General features: G+C 61.3%; 24 protein-coding genes, 1 tRNA gene and 1 pseudogene. 10 read left to right on the top strand and 16 right to left on the bottom strand.

The window, feature by feature from the left end; genetic code table 11:
* The 5 genes and pseudogenes from BS629_RS38440 to BS629_RS20590 all read right to left on the bottom strand — a co-directional run.
* A pseudogene (locus BS629_RS38440) lies at positions 1–78 on the bottom strand (electron transfer flavoprotein subunit beta/FixA family protein); the annotation flags it as partial.
* A 185-nt stretch (positions 79–263) separates the two neighbouring features.
* Positions 264–1,049: a rhomboid family intramembrane serine protease gene (locus BS629_RS20605; protein ID WP_018243776.1), complete on the bottom strand. Its 786-nt coding sequence runs from the start codon at positions 1,047–1,049 to the stop codon at positions 264–266.
* Positions 1,050–1,082: 33 nt separating this feature from the next.
* The gene (locus BS629_RS20600; RefSeq protein ID WP_018243775.1) at positions 1,083–1,661 is read right to left on the bottom strand and encodes a cob(I)yrinic acid a,c-diamide adenosyltransferase; all 579 of its coding nucleotides are present in this window, start codon (positions 1,659–1,661) and stop codon (positions 1,083–1,085) included.
* A gap of 21 nt (positions 1,662–1,682) precedes the next feature.
* The gene (locus tag BS629_RS20595; RefSeq protein ID WP_018243774.1) at positions 1,683–1,886 is read right to left on the bottom strand and encodes a twin transmembrane helix small protein; all 204 of its coding nucleotides are present in this window, start codon (positions 1,884–1,886) and stop codon (positions 1,683–1,685) included.
* An 18-nt stretch (positions 1,887–1,904) separates the two neighbouring features.
* The gene (locus BS629_RS20590) at positions 1,905–2,738 is read right to left on the bottom strand and encodes an SDR family oxidoreductase (RefSeq protein WP_018243773.1); all 834 of its coding nucleotides are present in this window, start codon (positions 2,736–2,738) and stop codon (positions 1,905–1,907) included.
* A 76-nt stretch (positions 2,739–2,814) separates the two neighbouring features.
* Between BS629_RS20590 and BS629_RS20585 the strand changes: the two genes are divergently transcribed.
* Positions 2,815–3,738 (top strand): YihY/virulence factor BrkB family protein, encoded by a 924-nt coding sequence (locus BS629_RS20585; RefSeq protein WP_018243772.1) that lies wholly within the window; start codon positions 2,815–2,817, stop codon positions 3,736–3,738.
* Here the strand turns inward: BS629_RS20585 and gluQRS are convergent.
* On the bottom strand, positions 3,703–4,584 hold the full coding sequence (gluQRS, locus tag BS629_RS20580) for a tRNA glutamyl-Q(34) synthetase GluQRS (RefSeq protein ID WP_018243771.1): 882 nt from the start codon (positions 4,582–4,584) through the stop codon (positions 3,703–3,705). The genes BS629_RS20585 and gluQRS overlap by 36 nt on opposite strands.
* Here gluQRS and BS629_RS20575 point away from each other — a divergent pair.
* On the top strand, positions 4,583–5,275 hold the full coding sequence (locus tag BS629_RS20575) for a DNA-3-methyladenine glycosylase family protein (RefSeq protein WP_018243770.1): 693 nt from the start codon (positions 4,583–4,585) through the stop codon (positions 5,273–5,275). The genes gluQRS and BS629_RS20575 overlap by 2 nt on opposite strands.
* A gap of 111 nt (positions 5,276–5,386) precedes the next feature.
* The gene (locus tag BS629_RS20570) at positions 5,387–5,944 is read left to right on the top strand and encodes an HNH endonuclease (protein WP_011653702.1); all 558 of its coding nucleotides are present in this window, start codon (positions 5,387–5,389) and stop codon (positions 5,942–5,944) included.
* 73 nt (positions 5,945–6,017) lie between these two features.
* Here the strand turns inward: BS629_RS20570 and BS629_RS20565 are convergent, their stop codons facing one another.
* Together BS629_RS20565 and BS629_RS20560 are read right to left on the bottom strand one after the other, a co-directional pair.
* Complete coding sequence (locus BS629_RS20565) at positions 6,018–6,536, bottom strand: disulfide bond formation protein B (protein WP_018243769.1); 519 nt, start codon at positions 6,534–6,536, stop codon at positions 6,018–6,020.
* 77 nt (positions 6,537–6,613) lie between these two features.
* Positions 6,614–7,204, bottom strand: a complete 591-nt coding sequence (locus BS629_RS20560; protein WP_018243768.1) for a YqaA family protein — start codon at positions 7,202–7,204, stop codon at positions 6,614–6,616.
* 202 nt (positions 7,205–7,406) lie between these two features.
* Between BS629_RS20560 and BS629_RS20555 the strand changes: the two genes are divergently transcribed.
* Positions 7,407–7,691: a hypothetical protein gene (locus BS629_RS20555; protein WP_032980558.1), complete on the top strand. Its 285-nt coding sequence runs from the start codon at positions 7,407–7,409 to the stop codon at positions 7,689–7,691.
* Between the two features lie 45 nt (positions 7,692–7,736).
* Here BS629_RS20555 and BS629_RS20550 read toward each other — a convergent pair whose 3' ends face one another.
* Positions 7,737–9,485 (bottom strand): cation:proton antiporter domain-containing protein, encoded by a 1,749-nt coding sequence (locus BS629_RS20550; protein ID WP_018243766.1) that lies wholly within the window; start codon positions 9,483–9,485, stop codon positions 7,737–7,739.
* A 283-nt stretch (positions 9,486–9,768) separates the two neighbouring features.
* On the opposite strand from BS629_RS20550, the gene BS629_RS20545 reads away from it, so the two are divergent.
* Together BS629_RS20545 and BS629_RS20540 are read left to right on the top strand one after the other, a co-directional pair.
* Entirely contained in the window at positions 9,769–10,053 is a 285-nt protein-coding gene (locus BS629_RS20545) for a hypothetical protein (RefSeq protein WP_018243765.1), read from the top strand.
* 169 nt (positions 10,054–10,222) lie between these two features.
* Complete coding sequence (locus BS629_RS20540) at positions 10,223–10,510, top strand: hypothetical protein (protein WP_012759154.1); 288 nt, start codon at positions 10,223–10,225, stop codon at positions 10,508–10,510.
* Positions 10,511–10,737: 227 nt separating this feature from the next.
* Here BS629_RS20540 and BS629_RS20535 read toward each other — a convergent pair whose 3' ends face one another.
* On the bottom strand, positions 10,738–11,592 hold the full coding sequence (locus BS629_RS20535; RefSeq protein WP_018243764.1) for a LysR family transcriptional regulator: 855 nt from the start codon (positions 11,590–11,592) through the stop codon (positions 10,738–10,740).
* A 115-nt stretch (positions 11,593–11,707) separates the two neighbouring features.
* Here BS629_RS20535 and BS629_RS20530 point away from each other — a divergent pair, with 115 nt between their 5' ends.
* Positions 11,708–12,166, top strand: coding sequence for a DUF3237 domain-containing protein (locus BS629_RS20530; protein ID WP_018243763.1), 459 nt, complete (start codon positions 11,708–11,710; stop codon positions 12,164–12,166).
* A 120-nt stretch (positions 12,167–12,286) separates the two neighbouring features.
* Here the strand turns inward: BS629_RS20530 and BS629_RS20525 are convergent.
* Positions 12,287–12,371: transfer RNA gene (locus BS629_RS20525), tRNA-Leu, on the bottom strand.
* Between the two features lie 125 nt (positions 12,372–12,496).
* Positions 12,497–13,792 carry an MFS transporter gene (locus tag BS629_RS20520; RefSeq protein WP_018243762.1) on the bottom strand — a complete coding sequence of 432 codons (1,296 nt, stop codon included), beginning with the start codon at positions 13,790–13,792 and terminating at the stop codon, positions 12,497–12,499.
* 128 nt (positions 13,793–13,920) lie between these two features.
* Between BS629_RS20520 and BS629_RS20515 the strand changes: the two genes are divergently transcribed.
* Complete coding sequence (locus BS629_RS20515) at positions 13,921–14,499, top strand: TetR/AcrR family transcriptional regulator (protein ID WP_018243761.1); 579 nt, start codon at positions 13,921–13,923, stop codon at positions 14,497–14,499.
* Positions 14,500–14,592: 93 nt separating this feature from the next.
* On the opposite strand, the gene BS629_RS20510 is transcribed toward BS629_RS20515, so the two are convergent.
* On the bottom strand, positions 14,593–15,573 hold the full coding sequence (locus BS629_RS20510; RefSeq protein WP_018243760.1) for an aldo/keto reductase: 981 nt from the start codon (positions 15,571–15,573) through the stop codon (positions 14,593–14,595).
* Positions 15,574–15,795: 222 nt separating this feature from the next.
* On the opposite strand from BS629_RS20510, the gene BS629_RS20505 reads away from it, so the two are divergent.
* The gene (locus tag BS629_RS20505; protein WP_018243759.1) at positions 15,796–17,427 is read left to right on the top strand and encodes an AMP-binding protein; all 1,632 of its coding nucleotides are present in this window, start codon (positions 15,796–15,798) and stop codon (positions 17,425–17,427) included.
* Between the two features lie 149 nt (positions 17,428–17,576).
* Here the strand turns inward: BS629_RS20505 and BS629_RS20500 are convergent, their stop codons facing one another.
* From BS629_RS20500 to secA, 3 genes are all read right to left on the bottom strand, one after another.
* Complete coding sequence (locus BS629_RS20500) at positions 17,577–18,854, bottom strand: GNAT family N-acetyltransferase (protein WP_018517492.1); 1,278 nt, start codon at positions 18,852–18,854, stop codon at positions 17,577–17,579.
* Positions 18,855–20,270 (bottom strand): lipopolysaccharide biosynthesis protein, encoded by a 1,416-nt coding sequence (locus tag BS629_RS20495; protein WP_032980555.1) that lies wholly within the window; start codon positions 20,268–20,270, stop codon positions 18,855–18,857.
* Positions 20,271–20,451: 181 nt separating this feature from the next.
* Positions 20,452–23,169, bottom strand: coding sequence for a preprotein translocase subunit SecA (gene secA / locus BS629_RS20490; RefSeq protein WP_018243756.1), 2,718 nt, complete (start codon positions 23,167–23,169; stop codon positions 20,452–20,454).
* A 246-nt stretch (positions 23,170–23,415) separates the two neighbouring features.
* On the opposite strand from secA, the gene BS629_RS20485 reads away from it, so the two are divergent.
* Positions 23,416–24,297, top strand: a complete 882-nt coding sequence (locus tag BS629_RS20485; protein ID WP_018243755.1) for a peptidylprolyl isomerase — start codon at positions 23,416–23,418, stop codon at positions 24,295–24,297.
* The last annotated feature ends 14 nt before the right edge of the window (positions 24,298–24,311 follow it).

Raw genomic sequence — 24,311 nt, 5'->3', positions numbered from 1 at the left:
GACACCCGTGCCATCCGGCTTCACCCGGATCTTCACGTTGTAGTCGACAACCCGTTTGACTGGGACGAGTATCTTCATGGGGTCCTTCCTTCAGGAGAAACTGGCTTCAGAGGCTTTTTAGAAAATGCGCGCTTGGGCGCCGCTCCGATTGTCGAATGGCGACATGGATACGCGTTTTTCCTCCAATTTCAACGCTTCCATGACGCCGACAGGCAATTTGCCTCGGCAATATATGGACGTTTACGTTCACGTCAATATTGTCGTCAGCGACGGCCCCAGGGAAATCGCTGTGCCGTCCGCCCGTCCGTGCCGGCTGCGATGGCCGGGCCGGCGCCTGGGTCGTTTCTGACGGCGCGGGGCGTGACGATCTGCCGGTCGAAGAGCGGCACACCCGGCCGGCGCAACACGAGGATCAGGAAAGCCCCGGCAAGGATGCCGCCGACATGCGCGCCCCAGGAAACGTCGCCGTCAGGTGCGATCGCCAGCATGAAGAATTGCTGTCCTATCCACAAAAGCAGCGGCACGAAGGCCGGCAGGGGCAACGGCACACGGAAAAACACCAGCACCCAGACCCTGACGCGTGGATGCAGCAAGACATAGGCGGCAACGACGCCGGAGACCGCCCCCGATGCGCCGACCAGCGGCGCTTCCGAGGTCATGGTCAGTAGGCCGTGGCAAAGCGCGCCGGCGGCGGCGCAAACGAGATAGAAAATCAGGAAGCGCAGATGTCCCATCGCATCCTCGACATTGTCGCCGAAGACCCAGAGGAAGATCATGTTGCCGGCCAGATGCCAGAAGCCGGTGTGGACGAAGGCATAGGTGAGGTAGGTCAGCGGTTCCGGCACGATTTCGAGTCCCTGCGCCAGCATCGCATGGCCGAAGGCAATCGCCGGGATGTAGCCGAGCCCGACGGTCGTCGCCTGGGCTGCCTGTTCGCTCTCCAGGCTGGTCAAAAGCCAGACCGCGATATTCAGCGCGATCAGTGTGAGCGTCACCCACTGAACCTTGATATATTTCAGCGTATTGGCATCGTGAAGTGGTATGAACATAAAGGCCCCCCGGCGATCGTGAACGCGGCAAGCCTATCTGTTTTTTCCCGGAACCCAAAGTACATCCGCATGGCCCTGGTCATTTGCATGACGCGCGGCGACGAAGAGGAAATCGGAGAGGCGGTTGACGTATTTCATCGCCGGCTCGCCGACGATTTCGCCGTCGGTGCGGGTAAGCGCGACCATCAAACGCTCGGCGCGCCGCGCAATCGTGCGGGCAAGATGCAGATGGGCGGCAGCCGGGCTGCCGCCTGGCAGGATGAAGGATTTCAGCGGCTCCAGCCCGGCGTTCAGCCGGTCGATATCGTGCTCGACGCGGTCGACCTGCGTCTCGGCGATCCGTAGCGGCTCGTAGGTCGGTGGCTCACCGGTGTCAGGGGTGGCGAGATCGGCGCCGAGATCGAAGAGATCGTTCTGGATCGACATCAGCATGGCATCGAGTTCGGGCAAGCCGGCCGTGTGCAGCCGCGCCAGGCCGATCGCGGAATTGGCCTCATCGATCGTGCCGTAGGCCTCGACGCGCAGATCGTCTTTTCGCCGGCGCGGGCCGGAAACCAGCCCGGTCGTGCCGTCATCGCCTGTTTTCGTGTAGATCTTGTTGAGCTTGACCATGGTTTCCCCCTTGAAGTCCGGTCAGGTCGGGCGGCCGCCGCCGGTCAGCCAGAGCGTCAGCATGATCAGGACGACGGCGATCGCCTGCAACAGCACACGAAGCTGCATCAGTTTGTTGGAACGGTTGGCATCGCCGCCCTTCATCATGTTGAAGAGACCGCGGATCAGGACGAGGGCGACGACGCCCATGACGATGATTGCGAGGATATAGGTGACCGTGGACATAGCGTTCTGCTTTCTCAGTCAGTCCGTCCAGCGCATCAGGCGATAGAAGAGGTCTGCCGGAAGCAGCCGCTTCAGGAACATGCCCTGCTTAGCCGGAGTCGTTACAGGATAATGTGGCCTCGGATTTTTCGAGTTCAATGCGTGTTTCAACACGGAATAGACCGCTTCCGGGCCGAGCTTATGGCGGTTGACCGGCCCCGATCCGTCGAGTCTCGCCAGTTGTCTGGTGTAATCGACCGCGTGCGGCGAATTCTCGAGATCGATATGCTCCTTGATCTTGGCGAGCGCATTGGCGGTGAACCGCGTGGCGATCGGTCCCGGCTCGATCAGGCTGACATGGATGCCACTGCCCTGCAGCTCCATGCGCAGGGTGATGCTGAGACCTTCCAGCGCGAATTTGGAAGCGGTGTAGGCGCCGCGAAAGCGATAGGGGACGATGCCGAGGATCGACGAACATTGCACGATCCTCCCCTCTCCGCGTTTGCGCATCAGCGGAATGATCTGCCGCGTCAGCTCGTGCCAGCCGAAGAAATTCGCCTCGAACTGCGCGCGCAGCGTTGCCGTCGATAGATCCTCGACGGCGCCCGGCTGGCCGTAGGCGCCGTTATTGAAGAGCGCGTCGATACGACCGCCGCTGCGTTCCAGAACTGCGCCGACCAGGTCGGAAATCGTCTCGGTCCTGGCATAGTCCATCAGGAAGGCTTCGATGCCTTCCGCTTCCAACCCCTTGAGATCGTCCGGCTTGCGCACCGTCGCGAAGACACGCCAACCATCGGCTTTCAGCGCCCGTGCGCAATGAGCGCCGATACCGGACGAACATCCGGTCACGACGATGGTGCGCTGCTCCGCCATGGAATGATTCCTGTACAAAATGGGACTCGTTTCCCATATTCGGCCAGAGGATACAATCTGGAAAGCCGGAGACGGAATGCTGAAGGTGCTGCGCACGATCTACGACGTGATCTATGACGCGATCTGTCACATGGTCGAGGACGACGGCTTCGCCATGGCAAGTCACGTGGCGCTGTCGAGCCTGCTTGCGGTTTTTCCCTTCCTGATCTTCGGCACGGCGCTTGCAAGCTTCCTCGGCGCCGATCAGTTTTCCTCGACCGCCATCCACCTGATCTTCGACACCTGGCCCGAGGCGATCGCCAAGCCGCTTGCCGACCAGGTGCTGCAGGTGCTGACCATTCCGCGCGGCGGGCTGCTGACGATCTCGGTGCTGGCGGCCGCCTATTTCGCCTCGAACGGCGTCGAGGCGCTGCGCATCTCGCTCAATCGCGCCTACCGGGTGCAGGAAACGCGGCCCTGGTATTTCACGCGTCTCGCCAGCCTGGGCTACGTGCTGATCGCAGTCATCATCTTCACGGCGATCAGCATTCTGCTCGTCGCCCTGCCGCTGGCGCTCGATTATTCCAGGAAGTGGTTTCCGCTGTTTGCCGATACGCTCGATATCGTCTTCAGCTGGCGCATCTATGGCACGCTGGTGGTTCTGACGGTCGGACTGCTGGTCATGCATCTCTGGTTGCCGGCCGGCAAGCGGCGGGTCTTCGACGTCATTCCCGGCGTCTTGCTGACGCTGCTTCTCTGGCTCGCCGGCGCGCTGATCTTTGCCTATTACCTGGCGACCTTCGCCAACTATACGGCAACCTATGCCGGTCTCGCCTCTGTCATGATCGTGCTGATCTTCCTCTACATGGTCGGCGTCATCTTCATCATCGGCGCGGAGATCAATGCGGCGCTGATCAAGTTCCGCGTCTTCCGGATGTTCTCCCACACGCTTTCGATCGTCGGCAGAGAGCGTGTCGAAAGGCAATCAGAGCCCGACAAGGCGGCGAACATCCGCCCCTGACATGCCCCGGGCACGCAATTGGCCAAGCCCGCTGTCGCCTTGGCTTTTCGAAAGCTTGCGGCCGTCGGCGTCGAGAACGAGACGATGATGGTGATAGACCGGCTGCGGCAGGCCGAGCAGCACCTGCAACAGGCGGTGCACCGATGTCGCGTGGAATAGGTCGAGCCCACGCACGACGTGGGTGACGCCCTGCAGCGCATCGTCGATGACCACCGACAGATGATAGCTCGATGGCGCATCCGAGCGCGACAGGATGACGTCGCCCCAGACGTCGGGCTCGGCGGCGATCTCACCTGTCCTGCCGTCGCCGGTTTCCGTCCAGAACAGCAGCTCGCCGATCAGGTCGAGCGCTTTGCGCATATCGAGCCGCCAGGCATGTTTCTTCCCCGAGGTCAGCATGTCCCGCCATTCGTCTGCCGGACGCTCGCGGTCAATTGCGGGATAATGCGGAGTGCCGTCGGGATCGCGCGGCCAGGGTTCACCCGCTGCCTCGTAGGCAGCGATGCGCGCCTTCACCTCGCCGCGCGTCAGAAAGGCCGGATAGACCAGCCCGCGCTCGATCAGCGTGTGCAACGCCGCCTGATATTCGGGGAAATGTTCCGACTGGCGCCGCACCGGGCTTTCCCAACTGATATCAAGCCATTCGAGGTCCCTATGGATGCCGGCCTCGAACTCAGGTGTGCAGCGCGCCTGGTCGATATCCTCGATGCGCAGCAGCAGGCGGCCTTGTTCGGCCTCCGCCATGTCGCGGTTCAGCAGGGCCGAGAGGGCATGTCCGAGATGCAGCGGTCCGTTGGGGCTCGGCGCAAAACGAAAGACGGGTTTTTGACGCTCACTCGTGGTCATGCTTTCTTCTGCCATGGATTCGGTTTTTGAACCACTGCGAGGCAAAGTGCAGATCATCCGCAACGACGACGATGTCAGGCAGGGGCTCGAAGCGTTGCTTCGCCTCGATCCGCGCCTTGCGCCGATCGTCGCGGAGGCCGGGCCCATTCCGCTGCGATTGCGCGAGCCCGGCTTTGCCGGCCTTGCCCATATCATCGTCTCGCAGATGGTGTCGCGCGCCAGCGCCGACGCGATCTGGCGGCGCATGCTGCCGGTGGACGGTTCGCTGACGGCCGAAGGTTACGCACTGCTTCACGCCGAGGCATGGCGCGAATTCGGCCTGTCGCGCGCCAAGGCCGAGACGCTGTCACGGATCGCCGAAGCGGTCGCCTCCGGCCGCCTCGATCTCTCCGGGCTCTGCCTGAAACCGCCGGGCGAAGCGCTTGGCGAACTGACGGCGTTGAAGGGCGTCGGGCCATGGACAGCAGAGGTCTATCTGATGTTTTGCGGCGGCCATGCCGATGTTTTCCCGGCCGGCGATGTCGCGCTGCAGAATGCCGTCGGGGCGGCATTCGGTCTTGCGGCACGGCCGCAGGCGAAGGCGCTTGCCCAGCTTTCGGAAGTCTGGTCGCCGTGGCGCTCGGTGGCGGCACGGCTTTTCTGGGCCTACTACGCCACGAAGATGCGCCGTGACATGGTGCCGATCGGCTGATCGGCAACACTCTTCAAATTGCCTTTATCCTCTGAATTTATTGGACTTCACAATCCTGTAACAACCGGCCTAATATACAGGTGCAGATGCCGAATCGATCAGGAGAGTCCCTTGACGATTGCAGTCTCCCCACAGGCCCTGCCGGCGCTCGTCCTGAACGCTGACTACCGGCCGCTGAGTTATTACCCCTTGTCGTTGTGGTCCTGGCAGGACGCGATCAAGGCGGTATTTCTCGACCGTGTGAACATCATAGCAGAGTATGAACATTCGGTTTCTTCGCCGAGCTTTTCGATGCGTCTTCCGAGTGTCGTGTGCCTGAAGACTTACGTTCAGCCGTCCCGCAATCCCGCTTTCACCCGGTTCAACGTCTTCCTGCGCGACCGGTTCGAGTGCCAGTATTGCGGCGCCCATGACGACCTGACCTTCGACCACGTCACCCCACGCGCCCATGGCGGCGAGACCACCTGGGAAAATGTCGTGGCAGCCTGCTCGCCCTGCAATCTGCGCAAGGGCAGCAAGCTTCCGAAGCAGGCAGGCATGTTTCCGGCGCAGAAGCCCTATCAGCCGACGGTGCAGGATCTGCACAATAACGGCCGGCTGTTCCCGCCGAACTATCTGCATGAAAGCTGGCTCGACTATCTCTACTGGGATACCGAACTGCAGCCCTGATCGAACGGCCTACGCGTTGCGCGCTCTTTCAGACGCGCAACGGACGCTGCAGTGCTTGGATTGCTGGACAATTTTACGAGGCCGCCTTGCGAACGCCGACAAAGGCGAAGGCGGCGAGCAGGATTCCGGCAATCACATTCCAGCCCGCAAAAGACAGGCCGAGCACCCGCAGCGCCGCATCGGTGCAGGACGGGCCTTTAATGGTGTTGAGTTCACCGAGCAGATCGCCAGCATTGGTCGTCATGCTGCTTGCCGTCGTCGAGCAGGTGGCCGGACCCGGCCAGAAGTGCCATTCGACGCCAGCGTGATAAACACCCATACCTGCCGTCACCAGCATCAGGATGCCGGCCGCGAGAATCAGCGCCCGGGTGATCCAGTTCGGCAGGCCGACGAGCTCGGAGATGGCGGCCAGGATTGCAATCGGGATGGCGTAATAATAGGGCTGGCGCTGCAACAGGCAGAGCGCGCAGGGAATATAGCCGCCGATATACTGGAAGCCGAGCGCGGTGCCGACTGCGGCCGCCATGCCGATGGCCAGCAACATGGAATAGATAAAGCCGGGGCGGGCGAGCGGCGAGGAAGTGGCAGTCATGGCGGAACTCCGCGACGTTGGTAGAGCATGAGATGCGAAATCAGATTTCAGGCCTATTCGGCTAAAATCATTCTCGCCTAGTGAGCGAGATATCGGTAGGCGGGATATAACACGATCACGGCGGCGGCACCGATACCGACGATCTGGCCGAGCCGCTTTTCGATGAAATCACGGATCGGCTCGCCGTAGCGGCGCAGCAGCCAGGCGAGGAAGAGGAAACGCGCGCCGCGCGCGACGATCGCCGAGACGATGAAAAGCCCCAGATTGACGTGGATGACGCCGGACAGGATGGTGACGATCTTGATCGGCGGCAGATGCGCAAGACCCGAGGTGACGAGCAGCAGCAGGATCCACTCGTAGGTGACATAGGCCTTCATCTGCTCGAAGGCTTCGAACTTGCCGTAGAATTCCAGGATCGGCCGCGCCACCGTCTCATAGGCGTAATAGCCGAGCGCCCAGCCGGCGATGCCGCCGAGCACGGAGGCGACGGTTGCAATCAACGCATAGCGATAGGAGCGTTCCGGCCTGGCAAGCGCCATCGGCAGAAAGAGTACATCGGCGGGGACGAGAAAGACGGAGCTTTCGACGAAGGCGATGACGGCGAGCCAGACTTCGGCCGATTTGCGCGAGGCCAAAGACATGGTCCAGTCGTAAAGTCTGCGGAGCATTCCGTTTCCTTCCTGTTGCAGTGCAAAAGAGCTTTAGGGGCCGTGCGCGGCGCTGTAAATGCTCGCCCGTGTCCTTCCTGCCACCGCCGTCCAAAAATTTTCGTGATGCGGGGTATCGGCGCCTCTCCCAAGATTTCGCGGGATTGCGAATCGGCCATTCTGCGGCAAGCTAATTGGGGTCGACGTGCAGGGTGGCAAGAGAATGTTCAAAGTGATTGAAGGCGGCCGTGGGCAGGCGGCGCAAATGGATGACTGGTCCGAAGAGCGGCGCGGACCAAGCAAAGACGACGTGCGCCGGGAGGCTGCGCGACGGATCAGCGAGAGCGGTTATCATCTGTCCCGCATCCGGGAATTCGCGACCGGCGTGCCGATGCTGGCATCTCTTAAATACTTGTCGCTGCAGATCGATTTCGCAGCCGAGACATTGTCGCGGCTCGATCCGATCCCCGAGGATTTCCGCTCCGATGGCTATTGGCCGGCGGGCTGAAGCAATCACGGTAGCGTGATTGCCGCTGAAAGGAGTGATGTTGTGTCAGGACAGGTCCATCGACTTTTCCCATTGCTGACGCAGGACGTTCATTTCCGTTCGCTTCTGGGCCATTTCGCTAACCGCTGCGCGCAGATGTGGATGGTGCGACATGAACATATTGAAGTCGCGCCGTTCGAGCACCTCGAACTGGCAGAAGTCGACGGCGATGACGTCGGCTGTGCGCCGTCCGCCGGTCAGTAGCGCCATTTCCCCAAAAAAGGCGCCTGGCTCCAGGCGGATCGCGCCACTGGCGAGCCGCACTTCCACCGCGCCGGAGGAGATGAAATACATGCTATCGCCCCGGTCGCCGCGGCGGATGACGCGTTCGCCGGGCGGTGCGGATTTCGCCTTGAAGAGCAGCAGCAGCTCCTCCTGCGCGTCCTCGTCGACCTCGGAGAACAGCGGGAACGTCTCGATGAGCTGCTGCATCTTCAGTTGATGCTGGCGCTCGCGCTCTTCGCCGAGCGCCCTGATCTTTTCCAGTTCTTTGCCGAGCGCCTTCTGCCTGCTCCTGCCGTAGCTTTCCCAGAGGGAGGGCCATTTCGAATGGATGTATTTCTTCAGGCCGTCGGTCGCGAAGATCACGATTGGGTTGAGCGTGATCGACAGGATGGCGGCAGCCAGGATCAGATCCTGGCCCTCATGCGGCAGGAGCCCGAGTGAGACGCCGAGACCGGCGAGGATGAAGGAAAACTCGCCGATCTGGGCAAGGCCGCCTGCCAATGTCAGCCCCATGCTGATCGGATATCTGAGCAGGATGACAATGAGGAAGGTGATGATGCCCTTGCCCAGGATCACGAGCGCCAATGCGCCGATCACGGCCAGCGGCTGGCGCACCAGGATCGAGGGATCGAAGAGCATGCCGACGGAGACGAAGAACAGCACGGAGAAGGCATTCTGCAACGGCAGCGAGTCGGCCGCCGCCCGGTGGCTGAGCTGGGATTCGCTCATGACAACGCCGGCGAAAAATGCGCCCAGCGCAAAGGAGACGCCGAAGATCGCCGCCGAACCGAAGGCGATGCCGAGTGCGATCGCCAGCACCGTCAGCGTAAAAAGTTCGCGCGAGCCGGTGCGGGCGATCATCGTCAGCAGCCAGGGCACGATGCGAGGCCCGAGGAAGATCGCCATGGCGGCGAAGGCCGCCACCTTCAGCAGCGTCAGCCCGATCGTCAGCATCAGTGGCAGGTCGCCGAGGCCGTGATTGGTCGTATCGGCGGCGTTACCACCCAGAAGCTCTGCCAGCGCCGGCAGCAGCACCAGCGCCAGCACCATCACCAGATCCTCGACGATCAGCCAGCCGACGGCGACGCGCCCGCTTGCCGCGTTGACGAGATTGCGCTCCTCCAGCGCCTTCAGGAGCACGACGGTGCTCGCCACCGAGAGGCTGAGGCCGAGGACGATGCCGGCGCCGAGGCTCCAGCCCCAGAGTTTGCAAAGGCCGATGCCCAACAGGGTGGCGAGGATAATCCGCCCGATTGCGCCAGGCACGGCGATGCCGCGCACGGCAAGCAGGTCGGAGGCGGAAAAATGCAGGCCGACGCCAAACATCAGAAGAATGACGCCCATCTCGGCGAGCTGGCTGGCAAGGGCGGTATCGGCGACAAAGCCCGGCGTGAACGGCCCCATCAGGATGCCCGCCATCAGGTAACCGACGAGTGGCGGCAGCCGAAGCCGGTCGGCGGCATAGCCCAGGACCGCCGCGAAAACGAAACTGACGGCGACCGTCGCGATAAGTCCTACTTCCTGATGCACGTCCGCCCTCTCTGGTAATAGCGGCGGCCACTTTGGACGAAGCGCAAGCAAAATTAAACAGTTGATTTGGATGACCGGCTACTGTTCGGGGCCCTTCGCTCTCATTTTGGCGGGTAGGATAGAATAATGCTGCAATTCCAAATGTTAAAGCGTCCTTCTCAGGTCTAAAAAGATGCGTTGCGTTGTAGGCGCGGTCCTCTTTCGTAGCGCGGTGGGGCCGTCACCGATGTTGGAACCACTTGTGTCTTGCCTCGTTGCCCTTTCATCAAGAAAGGAGAACGACATGCGAAAGATGATCTTGAACTGTACTGTGGCGGCCCTTGCCGTCTGCTCGTTTGCTGCGCCTGTTCTTGCCGACAGCGTCTATGTCAGGGAGCGTTCCTATGACGACGGCTATCGTCACGAGCGGGTACGACCCGGTATCACCATCAGCGAGCGTGGGGTCACTTTCGGTGCCGTGCGCGAACGTGAGCACCGCCGCTATCGCGATAATGGCTGCGAAACCAGGAGCGTCACCCGACAGACCGACGAAGGCGAGGTCACCAAGACGGTCCGGCGCTGCAATTAACGAAAAAATGTGCGATAAGGACGAAGCCCGGTTCCGACGAGCCGGGTTTTCGCCTTTTGTGGCACGAATATTTCAACGCAGTGGTGAAAGTCGTCTGTCGGTGTTATGAGCACGCCTTTGGTAACAGCGCGTTCCCAGCGCAAACACCGCCCGCACAGGATCTTTTAGTATGATTGAGCTTACGCCGTCCCAGATCGCCGCACTTAAACTCGCCAGGGATGGAGACCTTTATCCTCAGCCAGCCAATAAATGGACGCACGAGAACGCGACGGTGACTTATGCAAAAACTGACCGGTGGAAAGAGCGGCCTCAGAAAATAAAATCGGTCACTGCAAAGACGCTGGGCGAGTTGAAGGAGCCGGGTTTTCTGGAGCGGCGGCATCTGGATGACGACGCAACAAAAGACGTCTACGGCATCACGATGGCCGGCAAGATGTGGCTGCTGAAAAACAAGTAAGCTCCGCTTAGGCGCTGAGTATTTTCACAAGCCTCCCAGCCTAACGGGATATGACGGCCTCATATCCGACTTTCGGGAGAGACTTGAGATCGCCGCCAAAGCGACCTTGGCCAATAATTCTATCGGGTACGGGCGGCGGTCGATGCGGTGATGCAGTGTCGTCTTTCGCTAGCGCGCGGCCGCGCCCATCATCTCGCCCAAGCCATCACAGTGTCTTTGGTTCGGAATTATGCAACTTCACGCGCCTGCTCGCAAAGCCATGCGCAGAGCTGCCGCGGCGCCTCGCGCGCGTCATTGGAGCGGATGAGCGCAAAATGCCAGGCTGGCCCGCTCAGCACGTAGGGGAACGGCGCGATCAACCGGCCCTCGGTCAAAAGCGGCCGAAACAGCGACGGCGACAACAGCGCCACACCCACGCCTGCCAGCGCCGCATTGGCATCCAACTCGTGCGTGGGGTAATCGACCGCCAAAAAGCGCAAAGCCTGCGGGCGCGCGCATTGAGCCTCCTTAAACCATTGCTGCCAATCAGGGTGCGGCAAAAGCGCGAAGTCAGCCAGCGCCTGCGGCGCGGCAAGTTTCCGCGTTCCAAGCAGGGAAGGCGACAGCATCGGCGTCACTTCTACGGGAGCGAGCCGATATTCTTCCAGCCCGGCCCATCCGCCGCGACCCGTCCTTATGGCGACGTCGAATGCGCCCGGATCACGTATTTCCGCCGAGACGTCGACCTCGATAACAGCTTCTGGCGCAGGATAGCGCGCCAGACGCGGTGCAAGCCAGCGCGACGCAAATGTCGGCGGCGCCGTGAGCCTGAGTGGCGGCGTCGCAGCCTGAAATTCTGCGAGCGCCTCACCGATCCCGGTTAATGCCTCCCGGACCCGATTTGCCAGAACGGAGGCGGCGGCCGTCGGGACCACTCGCCGACCGGCGCGAATAAATAGCGGCTGACCGAGCTCAGCCTCCAGGGTGCGCATTCGAAGGCTGATCGCCGCCGGCGTCAGAAACAAGCGTTCGGCTGCGCGCGCGAAGCTGCCGGCCGAGACACAGGCCTCCAATACGCGCAGAGACTCTAATGACGGTCGCATGATCAGCTTCCCTTCACGATCAAATTTATCTTGCGGTGACGACAAGCAAAGCGCGTTTTGAAGGCGGAACGCCCTGGTGCAATTTTGGGGGACAGCCAAGAATAGGAGATTTACAGTGTCCCTGCAATCTCAGCACCTGTTTACACTCTTCATCGCGCTTCATCCAACGCTGGAGCTTGGGCAAACGCCAGCCGGCGGCCGGCGCATTTTTCCCGTCTCGGGCGGACATTTCCAAGGGGAGCGCCTGAAAGGAGAAGTATCGCCACTGATCGGTTCGGATCTCCTGCTCGCTCGTGCCGACGGCACATTTCAGCAAGATGTCAGGCTTCTCCTCGTCGCCGATGACGGGGGGCTCGTCCTCATGACCTATCGCGGCGTCAGGCGTGCGTCACAGGCCGTCGACGAGCGTTTGGCGCGCGGCGAAACGGTCGACGCTTCGGAATACTATCTGCGCACGACACCGTATTTCGAGACCGCCGCGCCTGCTCACGCTTGGCTTAACAGCATTGTCGCGGTGGCAAAGGGCGGCAGGTGTCCGGGCGGTGTGGAATACGAAGTCTTTGAAGTACTGTGACCACGATGTTGTCCTCGCCGCTCTCTCACATTGCGGGGGGGGTTCCCAGATCGTCCACGCGAGACGACGCAGTTCGCTTGCGTTGCTTGAACTATCCGACAAAGATCTTGAAGATTTTGGTGGTGCCCCATGCCGGAGTCGAACCAGCACTTCTTTCGAAACTCGATTTTGAGTCGAGCGCGTCTACCAATTCCGCCAATGGGGCAACGGATACGAACGGGCGGCTGTCTAACATGCGAGCGCCCGGACGCGCAAGACGGGCAAGCGAAGTTATCGGACTGATCCGGTAGAGAGATCCGGCCTCGCTTCGAGGCCGGATCTTGTCTGATATCAATGGGCGGCGGCCGGTGCCGGGTTGCTCAGACCGGACTTCTTCAGCGTGATCGCCAGGATCGAGGCCAGCAGGCAAAAGGCGCCCGCGACGAAGAAAGCCGGCAGGTAGCTCGAAAGCTCGGTGCGCGAGAGGCCGGCGCCATAGGCGGCGGTGGCGGCTCCCAGCTGATGTCCGGCAAAGACCCAGCCGAAGACGAGGCCAGTCTTTTCGCGGCCGAAGCGGTCGGCGGCGATCTTGACGGTCGGCGGCACGGTGGCAATCCAGTCGAGGCCGTAAAAGACGGCGAAGATGGAGAGGCCGTAAAAGCTGAAATCACTGAAGGGCAGGTAGAGCAGCGACAGGCCGCGCAGGCCGTAATACCAGAAGAGCAGCCAACGATTGTCGAATCGGTCGGACAGCCAGCCGGAACCGATGGTGCCGAAGAAATCGAAGATGCCCATGACGGCCAGCACACTGGCGGCAGCCACCGGTACGATGCCGAAATCGCCGCAGAGGGTGACGAAATGGGTCTGGATCAGGCCGTTGGTGCTGAGACCGCAAATGAAGAAGGTGGCAAAGAGGATCCAGAAGGTCGAGGTCTTCGAGATTTCCTTGAGGACAGTGATCGGCGTCATCAACGCGGCGCCGAGGGAGGTGCTTGCCGGTGGCGGCGTCACCTGCGTCTCACCGAAGGAGGGCAGGTTGAGGTCGGCGGGGCGGTCGCGCATGAAGGCAAGCACGGCAAGGGCTGCGACCATGATCATGGCGCAGACGAAAAACACCGTCGAGCGCCAGCCGTAGCGTTCCGTCAGCTCCGCCATCAGTGGCAGAAAGACGAGCTGGCCGGTGGCCGAGCTTGCCGAGAGCATGCCGACGACGAGGCCGCGATGCTTGGTGAACCAGCGGCTGGAGACCGTTGCGGCGAGCACCATGGCCGTCAATCCCGTACCGAAACCGACGACAATGCCCCAGAGCAATAGCAACTGCCACAGCGTCGTCATGAACAGCGAACCGACGAAGCCCGCGCCGATCAGCGCCAGTGCGAAGACAATGACCTTGCGCACGCCGAAATAATTCATGAAGGCGGCGGCGAACGGACCCATGAAACCGAAAAGGATCAGGCGGATCGCAAGGGCCGAGGAAATCTGCGAGGTCTCCCAGCCGAACTCGTCCTGCAGCGGCTTGATGAGAACGCCGGGTGCGCCCATGGCGCCGGCGGTGACCAGCATGGTGAGAAAGGTCGCGGCAACGACGACCCAGCCGTAATGGATGTTGCGCCGGGCAAGCGTGGAGGCGAGGGCTGTGGAAACCATGGGCAAGATTCCGTTTGAATTCAGGTTCGAGAAGATACTGGATCGATTTACATGATGGTCATCATATTTCTTGCGTATTGATGATGGACGTCATATATTTTGTCAAGCGACTATTTCTGGAGATGACAATGCGGGTCAGCCGCGAAAAATTTGCCGAAAACCGCGAAAAGATCCTGAGCGTTGCTGGCGTGCTTTTCCGAGAAAACGGTTTCGACGGGGTCGGCGTTGCCGACATCATGAAAGCGGCGGGTCTGACGCATGGCGGCTTCTATGGTCATTTCGATTCGAAGGATGACCTGGCGCTGGAGGTCAGCCGCAAGCTGATCGACAGGGTCGAAACGCGCTGGAAGGAACATATCGCCGAATCGCCGGACCGACCGCTGGCAACGCTTCTCGACCACTATATCCACTGGCGCACGGTTGACGATCCGGGTGGCAGCTGCGTCTTCGCAACCTTGATCCAGGAGGTGAGCCGCAGCCGCGGCGCGGTCCGTGCGGTCTTCAGCGATGGCCTGTCCGTGCTGGTCGATACGCTCGTTGATATAGTTCCCGGCGAAACGGAAGAGGAGCGCCGCGCCAATGCCACGACGACGCTCTCGTCGATGATGGGTGCTGTCATTCTTGCCCGCGCGGTCGAGGACAGGGCGCTTGCCGAGCAGTTTTTGGTGACGATGCGCCGGCAGCTCGATCCCGGCAGTCGGACATAATCTCAGTCGCGGAAGCCGTGGTTTCGCTCTCCCCCTCTAGGCGGAGAGGGAGAGAATCCGCCTTGCATATGCCTGAGGACCAAGAAGCCAGCGCTATTTGAAGCCGGCGATGGCGTGCGGGATGTAGGGTGCTTCCAGGGCCGCGATTTCCTCGGCGGTGAGTTTGACCGAGAGTGAGGCGACGGCGTCTCTGAGGTGGTTCGGTTTGGACGCGCCGATGATCGGGGCGGTCACCGCACTCTTCTGCAGGATCCAGGCGGTTGCGACCTGGGCGCGGGAGATGTTGCGGGCCTTGGCGATTTCGGCCACGGCTGCGACGATCTTGCGGTCGGCATCGATGGACTGCGTGTAGAGCGTCTTGCCGAATTCGTCGGTTTCGCTGCGTGCCGTCGTCTCGTCCCAGTCGCGGGTCAGGCGGCCGCGGGCAAGTGGGCTCCAGGGGATGACGGCGATTTTCTGATCCTCGCAAAGCGGCAGCATTTCGCGCTCTTCCTCACGGTAGAGCAGGTTCAGGTGGTCCTGCATGCTGACGAATTCGGTCCAGCTGTTCAGCCTGGAGACGTAAAGCGCCTTGGCGAATTGCCAAGCATACATCGAGGAGGCGCCGATATAACGCGCCTTGCCCGATTTGACGACGTCATGCAGCGCTTCCAGCGTTTCCTCGATTGGCGTCGTGTAGTCGAAGCGGTGGATCTGGTAGAGATCGACATAGTCGGTGCCGAGACGACGCAGGCTGTTGTCGATCTCGTCGAAGATCGCCTTGCGCGACAGGCCAGCGCCGTTCGGGCCCGGCCGCATGCGATTGAACACCTTGGTCGCCAGCACGATGTCCTCGCGCTTGGCGAAGTCTTTGATGGCGCGGCCGACGATCTCCTCCGAAGAACCGTTGGAATAGGTGTTGGCGGTGTCGAGGAAATTGATGCCGAGGTCGATCGCCTGCTTGATCATCGTCCGGCTTTCTTCTTCCCGCAGGCTCCAGGCATGATTGCCACGGCCGGGATCGCCGAATGTCATGCAGCCCAAGCAGATTTTCGACACTTCGAGACCGGTCTTCCCAAATTTTGCGTATTCCATGAAACGACTCCGTGATGAATTCGATGACCCCAGGCTGGCTTCCATGATTTAGCGCGAGATGGCTAAAGTCGCAGGGGCGGCAAATGAAGAATTTATGCTGCGTGCGCACAATGATCCGTGATCGGCTTTTGAAGCCGCGCTCGTCACTGCCGCTTCTGGCTTCGGCTTGCACATCCCAGCTGCAAGGTGTTAGCTGATGCAGCATTTTACCGGAATCCGACCATGCAACTGCCGTCCCACGATCGCTACGACGATCTTTATCGCGATTTCTCCTGGCGGATTCCGGAGGATTTCAATATCGGCCGCGCCGTCAGCGACGACTGGGCGGCGCGTACGCCCGAGCGCGTCTGCCTTGAACATTTCAGCCCGGACGGCGATCACCGTGTAATGACCTATCGCGCGCTCGCCGATCGTTCCTCGGCCTTCGCAAATGCGCTCGTTTCGCTTGATATCCAACGCGGCGATCGCGTCGCGCTGCTATTGCCGCAATCCTTCGAAACGGTGATCGCGCATGTGGCGATTTACAAGACAGGCGCGATCGCGCTGCCGCTGGCGCTGCTCTTCGGCGTCGAGGCGCTGGAATACCGGCTGAAGGCGGCAGGTGCTGTGGCCGTCGTCACCAATGGCTTCGGTCTCGAACGCATCCGGCAGATCCGCGGGCGCCTGCCGGCGCTGAAACATGTCGTCAGTATCGACGGGGCGAGTGCCGATGCGGCCGCTTTCGCCGAACTGGTGGATAGCTATCCTCCTGTCTTCGACGTCGCCAAAACCGGTCCGGACGATCCGGTGCTGATGATCTTCACGTCGGGAACGACGGGGCCGCCCAAGGGCGCCTTGCATGGCCACCGTGTCCTGCCCGGCCATATTCCCGGCATGCAGTTTGCCCATGAGGGTTTTCCGCAACCGGGCGACAAGGTCTGGACGCCGTCCGACTGGGCCTGGGCCGGCGGCCTGCTCAATGCGCTGCTGCCGAGCCTTCTGCTCGGCGTTCCCGTCGTCTCGTCGCCAGCGCAGAAATTCGATGCCGACATGGCCTATCGCATCATGGCGGAGATGAAAGTGCGCAATGCCTTCATTCCGCCGACGGCGCTGAGGTTGATGAGATCCGTTTCCGATCCGCGCTCGAAATATGATCTGGTGCTGCGCACCATCGGCTCGGCCGGGGAGGCGCTCGGCCGCGAGACTTATGAGTGGGCGCGGGGTACGCTCGACATCACCGTCAACGAATTTTACGGCCAGACGGAGTGCAATTTCGTGCTCGCGTCGAGCGCTGCCTATGGCGTCACCAAGGCGGGCGCCATCGGACGGGCGGTGCCCGGACATCGCGTCGCGATCGTCAGCGAGACTGGCGACGAGCTGCCCGTCGGCGAACCGGGCCAGATCGCCATCGCCAGTCCCGATCCGGTGATGTTCCTCGGCTACTGGGACGATGCGGCGGCGACGAAACGAAAATTCGCCAAGGGCTGGCTGCTCACCGGCGATATCGGCCGGCAGGACGCCGAGGGCTATGTGACCTTCGAAGGCCGCGACGACGACGTCATCACCTCATCGGGATATCGCATCGGCCCGGCCGAGATCGAGGATTGCCTGATCGGCCATCCCGCCGTGCAGCTTGCCGCCGCCGTCGGCAAGCCCGATACCGTGCGCACCGAAATCGTCAAGGCCTATATCGTGCTTTCACCCGGCCATCACCCAAGCGAGGCGCTGGCCGCCGACATAAGGGAGTGGGTGAAGACGCGGCTTTCAATGCACGAATATCCCCGCGAGGTGGAATTCATCGATGCCTTGCCGCTAACGACCACCGGCAAGGTGATCCGCCGGCTGCTGCGGGAGAGGGCGGCCAGCGAGGGATAGAGCAATTCCGGACACAAAACCGCTAAAGCGCGTCGCAATCTTTCAGATTCGCCCCTCGCGCCTTAGGTCTTTGTTTTTACGCATGTCGTTATCGCAAAACCGCGCACACTTTTGCGCGACATGCTTTAGCCACTTCTGCTGGAAAGGCTCTAGCCCCGCCCGGCGAGCGACATGATCTTCTCGCGCAGCATCTTCGCCATGTTGCGGGTGCTGCGGTACATGTGGAGCTGGGCTGAGACCTGGCGCATGTCGCGGTCGCTGTTCTGCGTCAGGCCGATCACCAGCGTTCCCATCTCCTCGCGCTCCTGCCAGAAGCGGCTCATGATCGGATGATCCGAGACGGCGCAGGAATCGGAGCGGACGATGTTGGCATCGTCGAGATGCCATTCGGTGAGTTCGTTCATCAGCAGCTTGCCCGGCGAATAGCGGGCATAGTTTTCATCGTAGGCGGTCTTCCAGGTATAGGCCTCGCCGCCCATCATCAGCACGACGATGGCGGCAATCGCCTTGCCGTTGAGATCGATCGTGTGAATACGCACGGCATCGACGGCGGCAAGGTTTGACACCGCCTCACGGGCGAAGGCCGTATGATAACGATCGGTGACGAGAGCGCTTCGCCGCTTGCCCTTCCAGCCGCCGGCTTCCATTGCCAGGAATTCCTCGAAGCGGATATGGATTTCGCGCGGCTGGCGGGCGACGGCATAGACCGCTGTTCCCAACTCCTCCAGCAGGCGCCACTGGCGGCGCATCTCGCGCATATGCGAGGAGGAGATGGTTTTGCCGAGATAGACGGGCGCCTCATCCTCGCTCTGCAGCATCGGGCGCTCGTAAGGATTGGTGACGGTGACTGGAAGATTGCGGCTGAGCGCCACGGCCTTGACCATGCGCACGAAGATACCGTTCAGCCGCAGATCCGGCAGAACCAATATGCCGGGCAGATTGAGATCGCGAGCGGTCAGCCCCTCGAAAAGATTGTCGAGGGTCTGGGCTGCATCCTCGCCATCGACAAGCGGCGTGCCGAGCGGACCGAAGCTGTTCGACCAGCCGCGGATGATCGACGGGCCGACGGCGAAGCCCGGTTTGTCGACCGAAAACGGCAAGAGGAACCGCATGCGGCTGCGGCCGGCATTGTGATCGCGGATCAGGGCGAAGTTCACCTGCCGATCTTCGAGCCGCGGCATGGCGGGGGCGAGGAAGCGGCCGGAGAAAAAGACGTTCGGTTCCATCGCCCGGTTGGAGAGGAAATCGAGCTCATCCTGGAGCTCATAGCCGAGCTTGCCGGGGTAGAGGCAGAGCTCGCGGCCCGGTCGGCCGATCTCGGCGCGAGCCTCGGCCTGCGGCGCGTCGAAATTCAGCGCGGCGAGATCATGCAACATGCGGTTCGCGGTGCTGTCGGTGCTTTCGGTAACGGGGGGAACACGCACCATCTATCGAACTCTCATTTCTGGCGTTGCGGCGGAGGGGCCGGCGAAAGCGAAAAGGACGATGCCGAGCGTGCGGCGCACGGCGACATGCAGCAGGATCGCCTCGACGGCCATGGCCGAGGCCGTGGCGATCGCCGTGCCCTCGATGCCGTAATGCGGGATCAAAGCAAGGTTGAGGCTGACGTTGGCGGTCAGTGCGCCGGCATAGAGCGCGACGCAGAGGTTCTGCTTGCCTGCCATCATCAGCAGCGTTTCGGCCGGGCCGACCAGCGATTTCGCGAGGATGCCGGCGAGCAGGATCGCCATCACCAGATAACCTGACGTAAAGGAGCCGCCGAAGAGCGACAGCAGCAAATGACCGGCTGCAAGCACGACAAGACCGACCCCGAGCGCCGGCCAGAAGGTCCAGCGGGCGGCGTCGATGGCAGCGCTTGCGAGCTGAGCATGGTCGCCTTCGGCGATGATCGAGGAAAAGCGCGGGCCGGAGGCTGCCTTGACCGAGAAATTGATGAAATGCACCAGTGCCATCGTCTTGGCGGCGGCGAAGTAGATGGCGACGTCGTGCGGCTCGAGGAAGATGCCGACGACGACGACGTCGGAATTGGTCAGCAGGAAGCTCACGCCCTCGATCAGGAAAATCGGAAAGGCGACGCTGAACCAGGCGATGAAATCGACCTTGCGCGGGCCTTCGTCATAATGCCGGCGCAGGCGGTAGAGCGTTGCGGCATACTGGCCGAGGGCGGTGACGAAGGTGGCGACGAGTGCTGCCTGCATCGCGGTGACGGCCGTGTGCTCGGCGCCGATGGCAATCGCGATCAGCATGAAAAGGATGATGAGGATCGGGCGGACGATATAGACCGGGCTCAGCGCCATCACCGGCCAGTGGTTCGCCCGTGACGTGCCTTCCAAAATGTCGCCGAGCGCGATCATCGGCATGGCGAGCAGGCCGATGAAGATCGGGATGAGATAATAGACCTGGATCTTATCGCCGAAGAAATGCAGGCCGAGCATGCCAACGGCGAGCACCGCCGTGCCGGAAAGCAGCGCAAAGATGCGCGCCGTGCCGGTCAGGCCGCGGATTTCCTCGAAAGCGCCCGCTGCCCTGTATTGCGGCAGGAAGCGGATGATCGCGGTGTGGAAACCAAGGCATGAGAGATCACCGAAGACGACGACCAGCACCCAGACGAAAACGAAGATGCCATATTCATATTCGCCCATCAGCCGGGCGAGCACGATCTGGGAGACGAAGGCGAGTGCGGCGCTGAGGATACGAATCGAAAAGGCCGTCAGCGCCATGCGCTGGGCGGCCGCCTTTTCACCGCGTTCGGTGAGCACGGCAGCAAGCATGCGCAGCGTGCGGCCGCCGATCGGGCGCAGGCCCGCCGGCAGCATCTTCTCCGCTGTTTCTATGACCGCCATGATGAACACGCAAAACTCTAAAGGTCAGGCAAATCGTCCCGGAAGTCTTGACAGAACAGGGTTAAGAAACGGTTCTGGCTTGGGGTTGCCGTCGGACGCTGAAATTCCGGTTTTCCGGCGTTGCCGCAGAAAAGAAAATGCCGCCCGGAGGCGGCATTTTCGCGGATCTTTGCGGCTTGCCTCAGACCTGCTCGAAGGCGCCGTGGCAATGCTTGTATTTCTTGCCGGAGCCGCAGGGGCAGGTCTCGTTGCGGCCGATCTTGCCCCAGGTGGATGGATCATCCGGGTTGCGGTTTTCAGGAGAAACGATGACTTCCGATGCCTGGTAGATCGCCGGGGCGAAATCGTCCTCGCCGGTCGTAGGATCCAGGTGATGGGCCTGCATCAGCGGCGGTTCAGGCTCGGCGGGCGCCTGCTGCACCAGTTCGACGCGCATCAGCTGGGCGGTGACGGCTTCGCGCAGATTGTTGAGCAGCGCCGTGAAGAGCTCGAAGGCTTCCGACTTGTATTCCTGCAGCGGATCGCGTTGGGCATAGCCACGGAAGCCGATGACGGAGCGCAGATGGTCGAGGTTGACGATGTGTTCGCGCCAGAGATGATCGAGCGTCTGCATGACGATCGAACGTTCGACATAATGCATGATGTCGTCGCCGAAACGCTCGGCCTTTTCCGTGAAGGCCGCATTGGTGGCTTCCGTCAGGCGCTCACGGATATCGTCCTCGCCGATGCCTTCTTCCTTCACCCAGTCCTCGATCGGCAGGTCGAGATTGAGGATGTTCAAAGCGCCGGTCTTCAGGCCGGCGGCATCCCATTGTTCGGCATAGGCGCGCTCGGGGATATGCTTTTCGACCATGTCTTCGATCACCTCACGGCGCATGTCGGAAACGGTCTCGGAAATATTGGTCGATTCCATCAGTTCGAGGCGCTGCTCGAAGATCACCTTGCGCTGATCGTTGAGAACGTCGTCATACTTCAAGAGGTTCTTGCGGATGTCGAAGTTACGGGCTTCGACCTTCTTCTGGGCGCGCTCCAGGGCCTTGTTGATCCAGGGATGGACGATCGCCTCGCCCTCCTTGAGGCCGAGCTTGGTCAGCATGCTGTCCATGCGGTCGGAGCCGAAGATGCGCATCAGGTCGTCCTGAAGCGAGAGGTAGAACTTCGAGCGGCCGGGGTCGCCCTGACGGCCGGAGCGGCCGCGCAACTGGTTGTCGATGCGGCGGCTTTCATGGCGCTCGGTGGCAATGACGTAGAGGCCGCCGGCTTCGAGCGCCTTCTGCTTGAGTGCCTTGATCTCCTCGATGATCGCCTGGATCCGGGCGTCGCGCTCCGGACCGGCTTCGACTTCGCCGAGTTCGCGCTCAATGCGCATGTCGAGGTTGCCGCCGAGCTGGATGTCGGTGCCGCGGCCGGCCATGTTGGTGGCGATGGTGATGGCACCCGGCACGCCGGCCTGGGCGACGATATAGGCTTCCTGCTCGTGGTAGCGGGCGTTCAGGACCTTGAAGTCGTCGAAGCCCTGCTTACGCAGGCGCTCGGCAAGCAATTCCGATTTCTCGATCGAGGTGGTGCCGACCAGCACCGGCTGGCCGCGCTTGTGGGCGTCGAGGATCTCCTCGATGATCGCCTTGAACTTCTCGTCGAAGGTCCGGTAGACCTCGTCGTCCTCGTCGAGGCGCTTGATCGGCAGGTTGGTCGGGACCTCGATGACATCGAGATTGTAAATGTTGGCGAATTCTTCCGCTTCCGTCTGCGCCGTGCCGGTCATGCCGGCGAGCTTGTCGTACATACGGAAGTAGTTCTGGAAGGTGATCGAGGCCAGCGTCTGGTTTTCCGGCTGGATCTGCACCTTTTCCTTGGCTTCGAGCGCCTGGTGCTGACCTTCCGAATAGCGGCGGCCCGGCATCATGCGACCGGTGAACTCGTCGATGATGACGACTTCGTCATTGCGGACGATATAGTCCTTGTCGCGCTGGAAGAGCTTGTGGGCCTTCAGCGCATTGTTGACGTGATGGACGATCGCGACGTTCTCAATGTCGTAGAGCGCGTTGCCCTTCAAGAGGCCGGCCTGGCGGAGCAGGTTTTCCAGCTTCTCGGTGCCCTCTTCGGAGAAGTTGGCGGAGCGCTGCTTCTCATCGATCTCGTAATCGCTCGGCGCCAGCAGCGGAATGAAGGCGTCGATCGTATTATAGAGTTCGGAGCGGTCGTCGAGCGGACCGGAGATGATCAGAGGCGTGCGCGCCTCGTCGACGAGGATCGAGTCCACTTCGTCGACGATTGCGAAGTTGTGGCCGCGTTGGACCATCTGGTTCTTCTCGTACTTCATGTTATCGCGCAGATAATCGAAGCCGAGTTCGTTGTTGGTGGCGTAAGTGATGTCGCACGCATAGGCGGCGTGGCGTTCCTCGTCGGAAAGGCCGTGGACAATGACGCCGGTGGTCATGCCGAGGAAGCCGTAGACGCGGCCCATGGTCGCGGCATCGCGCTGGGCGAGGTAATCGTTGACGGTGACGACGTGTACGCCCTTGCCGGAAAGCGCGTTCAGATAGACCGGCAGGGTGGCGACGAGGGTCTTGCCTTCGCCGGTCTTCATCTCGGCAATCGCATTCGAATGCAGGATCATGCCGCCGACCAGCTGTACGTCAAAAGGTCGCAGGCCGAGAACGCGGCGCGAGGCTTCGCGCACGACTGCAAAGGCCGGGATCAAAATGTCGTCGAGCGTCTTGCCCTCGGCGAGCAGGGCGCGAAACTCCACGGTCTTTGCCGCGAGCTGCTCGTCCGTCAGGGCCTTCGTCTTCTCTTCGATAGAGTTGATGGCAGTGACGTTCGGCTGGTAGGACCGCACGCGGCGGTCGTTGGAAGACCCAAATAACTTGCGGGCTATACCGCCAAAGCTGACCATATGACTGGCCCTTTCTCAATATTCATCCCCGGCGTTTCTTGTCCGCGGCCCAGCCGAAAATCAGGCGCGCGCCTTAAAACGCCCGGAAACTGTTCTGGACGCGAGGTTGCGTGACAGATAAGAGGGGGGTCGAATGATGTCAACGGATTTGGCGGATACAGAAAGGCCACAATCCGGTGTTGATGGCTATTTTGGGCTGGATTCAGGGGATGCTGAAACCGGCAATGTAACTGTGAAGGGTATTTCATGTTGAGCACCAACAAACTTGCCGTTCTGGCGTTTGCAACTTTTGTTGCGCTCCAGGGCCCGGCCCATGCCGATGACGCCGTCATCGCCAAGGTCGGCACTCTGGAGATCCACCAGTCGGAACTCGACCTTGCGGTCGCCAATCTCGACCCGCAGCTGGCGCAGCTTCCAGATGACCAGAAGAAGGTCGCAGCCCTTTCCGCCGCCATCGACGTGAAGCTGCTCGCCGCCGACGCTGCGGCTGAGAAGCTTGATCAAACCAACGAATTCAAGAAGCGCATGCAGTATCTCACCGACCGCGAGCTGCACAATGCCTATTTCAAGAAGCATGTCGTCGACATCGTGACGCCTGAGGAAGTCAAGGCCCGCTACGACAAGGAAGTCGCTGCCCTGCCGAAGCAGGAGGAAGTCCACGCCCGTCACATCCTCGTCAAGACCGAGGACGAAGCCAAGGACATCATCAAGCAGCTCGATGCCGGCAAGGATTTCGCCGAACTCGCCAAGGAAAAGTCCACCGATCCGAACAAGTCGGAAGGCGGCGACCTCGGCTATTTCACGCGCGGCCGCATGGTCAAGGAATTCGAGGACGCAGCCTTCGCGCTTGAGAAGGGCACCTATTCCAAGACGCCGGTTAAGACCGATTTCGGCTTCCACGTCATCAAGGTCGAGGATAAGCGCGACGCTCCGCCGCCGCCCTTCGAGCAGGTGCAGGATCAGGTTCGTCAGCTCGTCATGCGCGACAAGTATCTTGAGCTTCTGAACAAGGCGAAGGCCTCCGCCAAGATCGAGATCACGGACGAGACGCTGCGCAAGGGTTACGACCAGGCCAACAAGCAGCCGGAGCCGGGCAGTGAGCCCGTCGCGCCGGCGCCGCAGCAGTAATATTCGCATCAGGG

The sequence above is a fragment of the Rhizobium leguminosarum bv. viciae USDA 2370 genome, from assembly GCF_002008365.1.
Classification (GTDB): domain Bacteria; phylum Pseudomonadota; class Alphaproteobacteria; order Rhizobiales; family Rhizobiaceae; genus Rhizobium; species Rhizobium leguminosarum.
This window is presented reverse-complemented; position numbering and strand designations above follow the sequence as displayed.